This is a genomic window from Streptomyces sp. NPDC001381 (assembly GCF_042895685.1).
Classification (GTDB): domain Bacteria; phylum Actinomycetota; class Actinomycetes; order Streptomycetales; family Streptomycetaceae; genus Streptomyces.
In genome coordinates this window covers 232,957-245,725 of sequence record NZ_JBIAWO010000005.1, presented here as the reverse complement: position 1 = coordinate 245,725, position 12,769 = coordinate 232,957, and the positions used below count along the sequence as shown (strand labels likewise).

The 12,769-nt window shown below is 74.6% G+C and carries 9 protein-coding genes; 5 read left to right on the top strand and 4 right to left on the bottom strand.

The window, feature by feature from the left end; genetic code table 11:
* Positions 1-93: 93 nt before the first annotated feature.
* Together ACFY2L_RS23855 and ACFY2L_RS23850 are read left to right on the top strand one after the other, a co-directional pair.
* Complete coding sequence (locus tag ACFY2L_RS23855; RefSeq protein ID WP_390657367.1) at positions 94-669, top strand: hypothetical protein; 576 nt, start codon at positions 94-96, stop codon at positions 667-669.
* A gap of 294 nt (positions 670-963) precedes the next feature.
* Complete coding sequence (locus ACFY2L_RS23850; protein ID WP_390823302.1) at positions 964-3,591, top strand: LacI family DNA-binding transcriptional regulator; 2,628 nt, start codon at positions 964-966, stop codon at positions 3,589-3,591.
* A gap of 8 nt (positions 3,592-3,599) precedes the next feature.
* Here the strand turns inward: ACFY2L_RS23850 and ACFY2L_RS23845 are convergent, their stop codons facing one another.
* The 3 genes from ACFY2L_RS23845 to ACFY2L_RS23835 form a co-directional block, all read right to left on the bottom strand.
* Positions 3,600-4,643 carry a threonine aldolase family protein gene (locus ACFY2L_RS23845; RefSeq protein WP_390823301.1) on the bottom strand — a complete coding sequence of 348 codons (1,044 nt, stop codon included), beginning with the start codon at positions 4,641-4,643 and terminating at the stop codon, positions 3,600-3,602.
* Positions 4,644-4,651: 8 nt separating this feature from the next.
* Entirely contained in the window at positions 4,652-5,308 is a 657-nt protein-coding gene (locus ACFY2L_RS23840) for a TetR/AcrR family transcriptional regulator (protein WP_390657362.1), read from the bottom strand.
* Between the two features lie 320 nt (positions 5,309-5,628).
* Positions 5,629-6,384, bottom strand: a complete 756-nt coding sequence (locus tag ACFY2L_RS23835) for a DUF429 domain-containing protein (protein WP_390657359.1) — start codon at positions 6,382-6,384, stop codon at positions 5,629-5,631.
* A gap of 233 nt (positions 6,385-6,617) precedes the next feature.
* Here ACFY2L_RS23835 and dacB point away from each other — a divergent pair, with 233 nt between their 5' ends.
* The 3 genes from dacB (at position 6,618) to ACFY2L_RS23820 (ending at position 11,370) form a co-directional block, all read left to right on the top strand.
* Positions 6,618-7,982: a D-alanyl-D-alanine carboxypeptidase/D-alanyl-D-alanine-endopeptidase gene (gene dacB, locus ACFY2L_RS23830; protein ID WP_390657357.1), complete on the top strand. Its 1,365-nt coding sequence runs from the start codon at positions 6,618-6,620 to the stop codon at positions 7,980-7,982.
* Between the two features lie 189 nt (positions 7,983-8,171).
* A complete protein-coding gene (locus ACFY2L_RS23825; RefSeq protein ID WP_390657355.1) occupies positions 8,172-9,869 on the top strand; it encodes a SulP family inorganic anion transporter in 1,698 nt (565 codons plus the stop codon).
* A 262-nt stretch (positions 9,870-10,131) separates the two neighbouring features.
* On the top strand, positions 10,132-11,370 hold the full coding sequence (locus tag ACFY2L_RS23820; RefSeq protein ID WP_390823300.1) for a PP2C family protein-serine/threonine phosphatase: 1,239 nt from the start codon (positions 10,132-10,134) through the stop codon (positions 11,368-11,370).
* Between the two features lie 414 nt (positions 11,371-11,784).
* Here the strand turns inward: ACFY2L_RS23820 and ACFY2L_RS23815 are convergent, their stop codons facing one another.
* The gene (locus tag ACFY2L_RS23815; protein ID WP_390823299.1) at positions 11,785-12,699 is read right to left on the bottom strand and encodes a peptidoglycan-binding protein; all 915 of its coding nucleotides are present in this window, start codon (positions 12,697-12,699) and stop codon (positions 11,785-11,787) included.
* Between the last annotated feature and the right edge of the window lie 70 nt (positions 12,700-12,769).

The following is a 12,769-nucleotide window of genomic DNA, read 5'->3' as shown; positions in this document are numbered from 1 at the left end:
ATTTTCCCCACTTTCCGGTGCAGCGAGTGCAACCTTCCGCTCGACCAGAATGTCCTCCCTAGTAACAGACACTCGCAGCCTTGGGGGAACAAGATGGTGCGAAACAGGACGGTCTTGGTGACCGCCGCTCTCCTGACCGCCACACTGGGCGCGGCCGCGGTACCCGCCGTGGCCGCGCCGGCCGCCACCCCACGGGCGGCGGCCGCCTGCCCCACCGGCTGGGGCAGTCTCGACAAGACGGACTGGTCCAGCACGTCGGGCGAATACATCACGAACGCCCGGACCGGCCGCCACGACTGTTACGACCGGTTCGTCGTCGACGTCCCGGGCGCGGACGCCGACCAGCTCGGGTACACCGTGCGCTACGTCGACCGGCTCATCCAGGACCCGACGGGCGACCCCATCCCGGTCGGCGGCGGCGCCATCATCGAGGTGATCGTGCGGGCGCCGGCCTACAACCCCGAGACCGGCACCCCCACGTACCCCGGCCGCGCGGGTCAGCCCCTGCCCGGTGTGAACCTCACCGGGTACCGCACCTTCCGGGACGCGAAGTTCGCGGGCAGCTTCGAGGGGCAGTCGCAGTTCGGGCTCGGGGTGCGTGCCCGGCTGCCCTTCCGGGTGCTGCAGCTGGACGGCCACCTGGTGGTGGACGTGGCCCACACCTGGTGAACCACCCGTCCGTGCCTCCGCCGCCGGCCTGACCGGCGGCGCGGCCGGGTACCCGGCGGTGTCGCCCGAGGCCCGTCCCCGTCCGCCACATCCGCGCCACGTCCCCGTCCTCCCTGTCCGCGCCCCGTCTCCGTACCGGACCGCCGCACCGGCGGCCCCGGGCCGAGGCGGGGCGCGGCGCCTTTCCGCCGGCTCCGGCTGCCGCAAGTTCCCTCGAGGCCACCGCCGTTCGGCAGACCGCCCGGCCTCCTCCGCTCCCTTGACGGCCCCCATGTGATCGGTGACAATCCCGACATGGATGTGACCGGTCACAGAAGGCGCCCGGCGAGCATCCGGGATGTCGCGACCGCCGCCGGGGTCTCCTGCCGGACCGTCTCCCGAGTGGTCAACGGCCACCCCGGCGTCCGCCCGGCCACCCGGGAGCGCGTGCTGGCCGCCGTCACCGAGCTGGACCTCCGGCGCAACGCCACCGCCCTCCCCCTGGCCCGCGGGCGGCGCGTCCGGCGGCGTCTCACCGTCGACCTCGCCGACTCCGAGGGCCCGGTGCTGCACGGCGCCAACGGCGCGCTGTACGGGCTCAGCGACGACGGGGTGCCCTCCGACGCCGCCCTCGCACCCCTGAAGATCACGACGATCACCCAGAAGCCGCAGGGCGGCGCCCAGCACCCCAACGGCGACGCGCTCACCGTCGCGACGTCGTTCTTCCGCAACGGCGGCGGCGAGATCAACGTGCTGCTGCAGGACGTCCACGCCGCATGGCCGTACGAGGACCTGGGCATCGACGACTATCTGCCCCGGGTGGACGCGATCGTCCGGGAGGTGGCGGCGCGTCCGGACCGCGACCGCTTCGTCCACGTCCCGTTCAACGAGCCCGACCAGATCTGGTACCACCTCGACGCCGCCGACCGGGCGGAGTACGAGGCCGGCCGGGACCGGTTCCTGCGGGACTGGAAGACGGTGTACCAGCGCATCCGCGCGATCGATCCGGACGCGAGGATCGCCGGTCCCAACGAAGCCGCCTTCCACGCGCGGCTGCTGACCGACTTCCTCGACTTCGCCCGGCGCGAGGACGTGCTGCCGCAGGTGGTGACCTGGCACGAGCTGGACTCCTCGTCCCTGCGGGACTTCCAGGCCCACTACGACGCGTACCGGGCGATCGAGCGGGACCTGGGCATCGCGCCGCTGACCGTCAGCATCGACGAGTACGGCAACCGCCGTGACCTCTCCGTACCGGGCCAACTCGTGCAGTGGGTCTCGATGTTCGAGAGGAACAAGGTGTACGCCAACCAGGCCTACTGGGACGCCGCGGGCGACCTCAGCGGCAACGTGGTGCGGGGCGGCGTCCCCAACGGCGGCTGGTGGTTCTTCCGTTGGTACGCCGGCCTGACCGGCGACACCGTCCGGGTCACGCCGCCGGAGCCGCACACCGTCGACACCCTCCAGGGCCTCGCCTGCCTCGACCCCGCGCGCCGCCAGGCCCAGGTGCTGCTCGGCGGTTCGGCCGGGGACGCCGACGTCGTCGTACGGAACGTCCCCCCGGCCGTCTTCGGCCGTACGGTCGTCGCGACCGTCGCCGAGGCCGCCTGGTCCGGGTACGAGGGAGCCCACCCGGCGCCGCGTGTCCTGGCCCGGACCAGGGTGCGGGTGGCGGGCGACGGTTCGGTGACCGTCCCGCTGCGCGGCCTGCGCCGGATGTCGGCGTACCGGCTCGTCCTCACCCCGGCCGGACGGGGCGCCCCGGCCCCCGTGGCGGTCCCGTGGTCGGCGTCGTACGAGGCGCAGGACGCGGCCGTCACCGGCGGGCGGGTCCGCACCCAGGGCACGGTGAGCGACGCCAACGGCTACGCGGCGTCCGGGACGAAGACCGTCGGCTCGCTCGACTCCCCTTCCAGCAAGGTCGACTTCACGGTGTCGGTCCCCGCGGACGGCGGCTACGACCTGGCGATCCTGTACGGCAACGGGTCCGGCGGCCCCGCCACCCAGCGGCTGTCGGTCGACGGCGGCGCCCCGGTCACGGTCGTCTGCCCGTCCACCCAGAACCGGGCGCACACCGGCAAGAAGGACCTCCGGGTCGGGCTGTCGGCCGGTCGGCACGTCCTCACCCTCGCCAAGGGCGACGGTGAGGTCACCCTCGACCGCCTGGACCTCACCGCGCGTACGGGTGCCCCGTCCGCCGTGTACGAGGCGACGCTGGCGGACGTCGGCGGCGAGCCGTCGTACGACTACTCCTCGTCGGCCGGGGCCGGCACGGGCGCCCTGTCGCTGCGCGCAGGCGACCGGGCGGTCTTCGACGTGTACGCCCCGCGCGACGGCTACTTCACGGTCGTGGCGCGGGCCTCGGCGGCCGTGGAACTCGCCCTGCACGGCGAGACGGTGACGGCGCGGCCCGGCCGGCCCCTGCGGCTGTACCTCGCGGCGGGCAACAACCGTCTCACCGCCACGGCCGGGCACGCCCGCCTGCGCTCCCTGGACGTCTCCGGCGACGGCTCGACGGCCGGCATCCTCTCGTACGGGGCCGCCGACGCGGCCCTCACGGGCGGGGCGCGGCTGGAGGACTGCGTCCATGCCGGTGGCGGGTGCCGCATCACGGGCCTCGGCAACAGCCCCTCCGGGACCGCCCGGTTCATCGTGGTCGCGCCCAGGGCGGGCCGCCATCTGCTGGTCGTCCACTACGCGCACGACGACCGGCGCGACAACGGCCACGCCTACAACACCGACATCGTGTCCCGCACGGCGGACATCACGGTGGGCGCCCGTGATCCGCTCCGGGTGACCTTCAAGAACACCTGGAGCCCGGACGACTTCTGGACGCTGGCCGTCCCCGTCGACCTGGAAGAGGGCCGCAGCACGGTCGCCTTCGGGAACGCGGACGGCGCCGCCCCGGACATCGCCGGGATCGAACTGGGCCGGGTCGTCGGCTGACCCGCCGCTCAGCCGGTGTGCCGCCGGACGGCGTGCAGCAGACCGTCGACGTCCTGCTCGGTGGTCGCGAAGGAGGTGACGAAGCGGGCGACGCCCGGCTCCCAGCGGTCGTGGTAGAAGACATAGCCCTCGGCCAGGAGCGCCTCGGTGACCGGCTGGGGCAGACGGCAGAAGACGACGTTCGCGTCGGCGACGCCGAGCAGGTCCACCCCGGGCAGCGCCTTCAGCCCGTCCTGGAGGCGGGCCGCCATGGCGTTGGCGTGCCTCGCGTTGCGCAGCCACAGGCCGTCGGTCAGATAGGCGTCCAACTGGGCCGCGTGGAAGCGCATCTTGGCGGCGAGCTGGCCGGCCCGCTTGGCGCGGAAGGTGAGTTCGGGGGTGAGGGAGCGGTCGAAGACGACGATCGCGTCGGCGGTCATCGTCCCGTTCTTGGTCGCGCCGAAGGACAGCAGGTCGACGCCGGCCCGCCAGGTCAGCTCGGCGGGGGTGCCGCCGAGCGCGGCGACGGCACCGGCGAACCGGGCCCCGTCCATGTGCAGCCGCAGACCCGCGTCCCGGGTGAGGGAGCCCAGGGTCCGGATCTCGTCGAGGGTGTACACGGCTCCGGTCTCGGTCGCCTGGGTCAGGCTCACCACCGAGGGCTCCACGCTGTGCACGTCCCCGGCCTTGTGCCGTACGGCCGCCCGCAGCTCGTCGGGGTCGATCTTCGCGTCGTCGCCGCCGAGGGGGACCAGCTTGGCACCCGCGGTGTAGAACTCGGGGGCTCCGCACTCGTCGTTGTTGATGTGGCTGTCCCGGTGGCACAGCACGCTGCCCCAGGGCGGGGTCAGCGCGGCCAGGGACAGGGCGTTGGCGGCGGAGCCGGTGGAGACGAGCAGGACGTCGACGTCGCGTTCGAATATCTCGCCCAGCCGGCGCCGGACGTCGGCGGTGAGGTCGTCCGCGCCGTACGGACGGGCCTGGCCGGTGGCGGCCCGGGTCACGGCCTCGACGATCTCCGGGGAGGCGCCGGCGGTGTTGTCGCTGCTGAAGATGCGGGCGGGCGTGGTCATGGAGGTCCTCAGGGGGTGTCGGCGGCGGCCGCGGGGTCGGCGGCCCGGATCAGCTGGCGCAGCGCGCCGTAGTAGACGTCGTGCCGGGTCACGGCGGGCACGACGGCGGTCAGATGGCCCGTCAGCACCGGGAAGTCCGCGGGATCGAGCGCGGCCAGCGCGGTGCGGGTGAGCGCCTGGGCGGACCCTGGGTCGCGGTGGTCGACGAAGCTGGCGCTGCCGAGGGTCAGCAGGTACATCCGGCGATAGGCGGCGATCGCCTCCTCGGCCGTCAGACCGGCCGCGAGGCTGTCGGCGAGCTGCGGCTCCACGAGCCGGGCGAGCAGGTTCACGCCGAGCCAGGGGCGGGCTCCGCGCAGCACGAGCAGGCCCGGGTGCGCCACGAGCAGCCGGTACAGCGCGCTGAACCGGGCCTCGGTGGCCGTCGCCCAGTCGGTGCCCGGCGCGGGCTCGGGCAGACGGGCGGCCAGATGGTCCAGGCACAGGTCGAGCAGCCCGGCCAGATCGGTGCAGCGGCGCTGGAGGGAGGCCAGGGAGATGTCCAGGCGCGCGGCCAGGGCCCGGAACGTCAGCGCTTCCGGGCCGCTCTCGTCGATCAGCAGAAGCGCGGTCTCGGCGATCCGGTCCGGTGTCGCACGGTCCAGGGAAGGGGAACGGCGGGGCATACGGGTCACTGTACGGTACGCCGTATCGTTCCCGGGAGGCGAATCTCGGCCGTACGGCCGCACAGGGGGGCAACGTTCCGGCCGTCGCGGTGGTCATCGGGCCGTGCAGGGCCGCGCATGGCCGTCAGGAACGTAGGCGACGGTCGTCATCATCCCGGCCGCGGCGTGGTGGGCGTCTTGCCGTCGGCGGCGGCCACGGCCGCTCCGGAAGGATCGACCGGGCCGCGGCCACTGCCGGAGCGGCCCGTGCCGCCGCACGCGCGTCCGGCCGAGGAGGCGGAGAGGTGCCGCCCGGCGGAAAGGGCGCCCACGCGTGCGGACTACCCCGGCGGCCCGGCACCGGCCCGCCCCGCGGGCCGCAGACGCTCCAGCGTGCCGGGGGCGGGAATGTGGATCCACCCCTCCACCCGGGCGGCTTCGGCGTCCTCGGGCCCGGGCGCGGTGGTCAACCGCAGTCCGACCGCCCGCGCCACCAGCGCGCAGACGAGCGCGTCATAGGCGTCCCGGCTGGCGGCGCAGACGCGCCGGGCTTCGTCGGGCACCTCCAGCCAGGGCGCCGCAGCCGTCAGCTCGTCGACCGTGCCGAGCGGCAGGCCCCACTGGTGGCGGGCGGCGGCGGGGTACACCTCGGCGATCCGGCCGGCCCCGCCGCGGTCGACGGGCCGGCCGCGCCCGGCGAGCAGCGCCTGCAGCCGGGCCCAGCGGGCCGCCACCGCTCCGAGCTTGTCGAAGGAGACCGACAGCGGGGGTCTGGGCGCGTGACGTGCGGCGAACAGGTCGGTACGCCGGTAGCGCAGGGCCCGCAGGTCGTCGTCGCCCTCGGCGTCGCGGCCCGGCCACCGGGGGCTGCGCCCGGCGTGGGCGGACATGGCCTCGACGAAGGCGGCCGGCCAGCCGAAGGGGCAGTCCACACCGGCCCGGTCCGCCGCGCCGAGCGCGGTGAGCAGGTGCAGCAACTGCTCGTCGCCGCATCGGAGGAGCGGGGTCCGGACGACGGCCCGCTCCGCCGACCAGTCGACGACGACGGCGGCGGTACGGCGAGGACGAGCGGAGAGATCGACGCCCAGCGTGTGCATGCCCTCAGCATGCCGCGCCCGGGCGGAGGAACGCGATCACCCTGTCATGTGATCCGCACCGGGAATTCCGCGCCGCGGACAGGGCGTGAATTACAGCCCGCTGAAAAGCATTCAATTCCCGGCGCGACCCCATGTGTTGCCTGTGAAGCGCTTGCCACCGGTGATAAAGTGCCGCCGCATTCTCCTGCGCACCCCCCACCGAAAGTCACGAACCCCCCATGTTCGAAACCCCCATGAGTGACATGAACGCGGAAAGCCCCGCCCCGTCCTTTGCTCCCGGCGGGCGGCGCCGGCATCGCCGGGTGAGGCAGAGCGGCGGGGGTGCGCGGCGCGCGCTCGTGCTCGCCCTGGCCGTGCCCGTCGCCTCGGTGGCGCTGTCGGGCCCCTCGGCCTTCGCCGTCGACAAGGGCATCGGCACGACGGCCAAGGACACCGCGGAACCCGGCCCGGACGACCAGCGGATGGTCGCCAACCTGGAGAGCCGGGTCGTCGACCAGAGGCTGGGCTCCCAGGTGAGCGGGGTGGTCCTCGACGCCGAGTCGGACGCCACCCTGTGGGACCACGACGGCGCCACCGCGCTGATGCCTGCCTCCAACGTCAAGCTCGCCACGGCGACCGCCGCGCTCACCGTCCTCGGCCCGGACCACCGGTTCACCACGAAGGTCGTGTACGGCGACGGCACGCTGACCCTCGTCGGCGGCGGCGACCGGACCCTGACCACCGCCGACCTCGCCGAGCTGGCGAAGACCGCGGCCGACGGGCTCAGGGCGGCGGGGCGGAGCTCGGTGAAGGTCGCCGTGGACGACGGTCTCTTCCCCGAACCGACCCTGGCCAACGGCTGGAACACCGGCTACTACCCCGACTCCGTCGCCCCGGTGCGCGCCCTGGTCGTCGACGGGCACGGAGTGCAGGACACCTCGCTCGACGCCGGGCAGGTCTTCGCCGGGCAGCTCGCCGCGCACGGCGTCACCGTCGCCGGGGACGTCACCCGTGCCACGGCGGGCCCGCACGACGTACCGGTCGCCCGGCACCGGTCGGCGCCGCTGTCCGACGCCGTGCGCACGATGCTCAAGAAGAGCGACAACGACATCGCCGAGACGCTGTTGCGGATGACCGCCCTCGGCGCGGGCCGCCCGGCCACCTTCGAGGGCGGCACGGAGGTGGTGCGCCAGGTGCTGAGCAAGCGCTACGGCGTCTCCCTCGCCCACTTCGAGATGTACGACGGCAGTGGCCTGTCCCGCGCCGACCGCATCCCCGCTGCCACCCTCGCGCAGATCCTCGAACTGCTCACGGAGGAGCGTCACGCCCACACCCTCGGCTCCGTCCTCGACGGTCTGCCCGTCTCCGGCGAGGCCGGCAGCACCCTCGGCCCGGAGTGGGGCCGCTTCGACGACGTGAACTCCCGCTGCGCCGTCGGCAAGGTGCACGCCAAGACCGGCACCCTCACCGGGGCCATCGCGCTGAGCGGCCTCACCCAGGGCAAGGACGGCAAGTGGAAGGTGTTCTCCTTCATCGAGAACGGCTCCACCGCCAACCCGAACGACATCAAGGACGCCATGGACGGCCTGGCCGCGACCGTCAACGGCTGCTGGGCCTGACGGGCGCGCGGCACGGCGCGGTGACCGCTCCCTTTATCATCGTCGTCACCCGAGGCACGTCCGGGCGGGCGGGACGGTGGAGAACGGCCACGGCGGAGGGCACGGTGCCCCGGACGGACCAGGGCACCGGGCGGATCCGGGACCGCCGCGCCCAGGGCGGATGCCGAAGGCGTCCGCAGAAGGAGGTCCATGTCGCACGCCCCGTCGCGGCTCCGCCCGTTGCCCGGGCTCACCGTGCTGGCCCACTACCGCCGGGCCTGGCTGCGCGGCGACCTGCTCGCCGGGGTGACCGTGGCCGCGTATCTCGTGCCGCAGGTGATGGCGTACGCGGGGGTGGCCGGGCTGCCGCCGGTGGCCGGGCTGTGGGCGATCCTGCCGGCGCTGGGCCTGTACGCGCTGTTCGGGTCCTCCCGTCTGCTGTCGGTGGGCCCGGAGTCGACGACCGCGCTGATGACGGCCACCGTGGTGGGCCCGCTCGCCGCCGGTGATCCGGCGCGCTACGCCACCCTGGCGGCCGCGCTGGCCGTCACCGTGGGTCTGCTGTGCCTGGCCGCGTGGGCGCTGCGGCTGGGCTTCGTCGCGGACCTGCTGTCCCGGCCCGTCCTCATCGGCTATCTGACGGGCGTGGCGCTGATCATGATGGTGGACCAGCTGCCCAAGCTGACCGGCGTGGACACCTCCGGTTCGGGCTTCTTTCCGCAGCTGTGGTCCTTTCTGCGGCACCTGACGGACCTTCACCCGGCCACCCTGCTGTTCTCCGTCGTCGCAATCGCGCTGTTGTTCGCGGTGCAGCGGTGGCTGCCGAGGGTGCCCGGGCCGCTGCTGGCCGTGGGGCTCGCCACCGCCGTGGTGGCGGTCTTCGGCCTCGACGACCGCTACGGCCTCAAGGTGATCGGCGACATCCCCTCCGGCCTGCCCGGCGCGGCCGTGCCGGACCTGTCGGACCTGCCGCGGCTGGTGCTGCCCGCGGTGGGCGTGCTGCTGGTCGCCTACACCGACTTCGTCCTCACCGCACGCGCATTCGCCGGCCGGGACGCCGAGGGCCCGCAGCTCGACGCCGACCAGGAGTTCCTGGCGCTGGGCGCGGCCAACCTGGGCGCGGGCGCGCTGCACGGCTTCCCGGTCAGCAGCAGCGCCAGCCGCACCGCCCTCGCGTCCTCGGCGGGGGCCCGCAGCCAGGCGTACTCGCTGGTCGCGGGCGTGGTGGTGCTGGCCGTGCTGCTGTTCCTCGGCCCGCTGCTGGCCCATACGCCGTCGGCGGTCCTCGGCGCGCTCGTCGTGTACGCCGCCGTCCGCATGATCGACCTGGCGGGCTTCCGCCGGCTGGCCTCCTTCCGCCGCCGCGAGCTGCTGCTCGCCCTCGGCTGCCTGGCCGGTGTCCTGGCCCTGGACATCCTGTACGGGGTGCTGGTCGCCGTCGGCCTGTCGGTGGCGGAGCTGCTGACCCGGGTGGCCCGCCCGCACGACGCCGTCCAGGGGCTGGTGCCGGGTCTGGCCGGGATGCATGACATCGACGACTATCCGCAGGCCCGCACGATCCCGGGGCTGCTGGTGTACCGGTACGACTCGCCGCTGTTCTTCGCCAACGCGGAGGACTTCCGGCGGCGGGCGCTGGCCGCGGTCGACGCGCAGCCGGACCCGGTGCGGTGGTTCGTCCTGAACGCCGAGGCGAATGTGGAGGTCGACATCACCGCGCTCGACGCGGTCGACGAGCTGCGCCGCGAACTCGCCCGGCGTGACGTGGTGTTCGCCCTCGCGCGGGTGAAGCAGGACCTGCGGGACGACCTGGACGCCTACGGTCTGACGGAGTCCGTCGGCGAGGAGCGGATCTTCCCGACGCTGCCGACCGCGGTGGGCGCGTACCGGGAGTGGCGCGGCGAGGCGTGAGCGCTCCTCTCCCGCTTGATCACAACTTCCTTCCCGGCTTCACGACTTGACGCGCCATCATATAGTGGCCGACTACGCGTGGTGATCCGTTGTCCCCGCCGCGCGGCCGTCCCACCGGAAAGGCACGACCCTGCGGAACGACCCGCGCAGCCGCGGCTCCGACTCACCCGACCCCCTGCCCTCGCCCCGCCGGTCGGCGTTCTCCCCCGCGGCCGACGTCATCGGCTCGGAACTCGATCTGCGGCTGACCGGCAGCCATGTCGTGCACGCGCTGACGCCCGGATTCTGCGACGCGGCGTCGGTGTACCTGCTGGAGCGCTGGCGCCGTGAGGAGGACGCGCACACCGCCGCGGATCCGCCCCGCGTCGAGGCGCGCCGGCTGGCGCTGCGGGTGGGGCCCGGGGCGTCCGAGGACTGGGAAGGGGTGCTGCCGGTCGGCGAGATGGTGTCCTTCCCTCGCGACACCCCCTACGCGCGGGCGCTGGCGGCGGGGCAGGCCCAGGTGCTCGACGAGGTGGACCCGTACACGGCCGAGCGGCTCGTCGCCTCCGGCGGCGGCGAGGCACGCGTCGGCGATCTGCGGTGTGTGGCGTCCTTCCTCGTGGTCCCGCTGCGGCTGCGGGGCGTCGCGATCGGCTTTCTGACGTGCACCCGCGGGGAGGGGCGGACACCGTTCCGGCCGGCCGACGTGGCCGCCGTGGAGGCGCTGGCCGCCCGGGCCTGTGTGGCCCTGGACAACGCCCGCCGCTACGAGCGCGAGCGCCGCACGGCCCTGGCCATCCGGGACAGTCTGCCGCCGGGCCCCGCGCAGAAGTTCGAGGGCTGCCGCATAGCGCACGGCTGTCTTCCGGCCGGGAAGGGCAGCGTGGTCGGCGGCGACTGGTACGACGTGCTGCGCCGGCCCGGTGACCGGGTGGGGCTGATCGTCGGGGACGCCATGGGGCACGGCCCGGAGTCCGCCGTGGCGATGATCCAGCTGCGCACCGCCCTGCGCACGCTGGCGGGGCTCGACATCCCCGCGGCCGAGCTCATCCGGCGGCTCGACGCGCTCGCCAGCGAGACCCCGGGTGCCTCGTTCGCGACCTGCGTGTACGCCGAGTGGGACGCGCGGGAGCGCACCTGCGCCCTGGTCGGAGCGGGCCACCCTCCCCCGCTGCTGCGCGGCCCGGACGGCCGTACCTCCCCGGTCGCCCTGACCGGAGCGGGCCTGCCGCTCGGCCTCGGGGCGGGCAGCTACGAGCCGACGGTGCTGACCCTGCCGGAACCGGCGCTGCTCGCGCTCTACAGCGACGGGCTGGTCGAGTCGCGGGACGCCGACATCGACCAGGAGATAGGCCGGCTCGCGCGCGCCCTGGACGAGGACGCCGCGGAGCCCGCCGATCCCGGCGACCCGGGCGCACTGCCCGCTCTGTGCGAACGGCTGCTGCACCTGCCGTCGGGCGCGGCCGGCACCGACGACCGCACGCTGCTGCTGGCCGAACTGACCCCGGCCGCGGGCTGATCCCGCTCCCCGGACACCGCACGCGTCCCGCCTCTCCGGTTCGCCGACGCCACCGACGGCCCCCGGAACCCGTCCGCCGCGGGCTCGTGGACCCGCTCTCCGGCGAGGACGAGGGTTCGCCCGGGTAGGACGGCTCACGGACCACCACGTACCGGATCGAGCGGGTGCGCCGTCGCCCGGTTCCCACACCTCGACCCCGCCCGGCCCGCGGCACTGCCCGGCCCTCGGCACCGGCCGACCCGCGGCACCGGCCGAGCGGCCCTCCGGGCACGGTTTCGAGGCACGGCGCCGGGCTCGCGGCCCATGGTCACAGCGCCGGAACCACGGCCCGGGTCACAGCGCGGTGATCACGGCCCGTGATCACCGCACGAGGTCACAGCGCCGGAACCACGGCCCGAGGCCACAGCACCGTGGTCACGGCTCCGAGGTCTCGGCTTCGAGGGACTTCCGGGTCGCCTTCCCGTAGGTGCCCGACTCGTCGGCCAGGACGAGCCGCGCGAGCTGGTAGCCGCGGACGGCGTTCTCGACGTCGCTGTCGAAGTCGCCGTCGGCCTCCCCGCCGTAGAAGCCGGCCTGCCGCAGACGGAGCTGGAGTTCGGTGACCTCCGGTCCGCTGTCGCCGAGGCGGAGGACGGGGGCCTGGCCGCCGGTCGAGGACGGTGCGGGAGCGGCGGTGGCGGTGGCGGTGGCACCGGACCCGCTCGGGGAGGCGGTCGTGCCGGGGGATCCGGTCGGGGTGGACGCGCTGCCGGAGGGGGTGGCGCTCGGCGACGACGTGGGGCTCTCGGACGGCCGTGTCGAGGACGCCGACCTGGACGGCCCGGCGAGGGACGCACCGGTCCCGGCGGCTCCGGCCGGCACGCTCGCCCGGAGGTCGCCGGGTCCGGCGCCGTCCCGTGCGGGGCTCTGGTAGGTGAAGAGCGCGGCCAGGACGCCGCCCGTCACCACCACGGCCGCGGCGGCGCCCGCGCCGGCGGTCAGCGCGACGTGCCGGGGGCGGCGCCGCGCGGACCGGTCGCCCTCGGCCGGGGGCGGCGGGGACTGCCCGGCCCCGAGGGCAGCGACACCGGGCCCGGGCGGGGGCAGCTCGTCGATGCCGCCTGCCGGCAGCGGTCCGGGTAAGTCGCCGCCGGCGCCCGCCGGGGCGACGGCCGGTTCCACGAACGGCCGTATGCGCAGCGGGTCGAAGTCCTCGGCGGCAGCGGTCTCCGCGGCGCGCGTCTCCAGGTGGGCGTCGGCCGCGCGGCGGGCGCAGGAGCAGGCCGGACCGCCGTCCGCCGCCCTGGGGGTCCCGCACTCCGGGCAGACGTGGCCAGTCGGTTCACTCACGCGCGATTCCTCTCCCTGCGAACTACAGAATTCAACCAAATCCTCTGCACAGGATCCCCGGGAGTCCCCC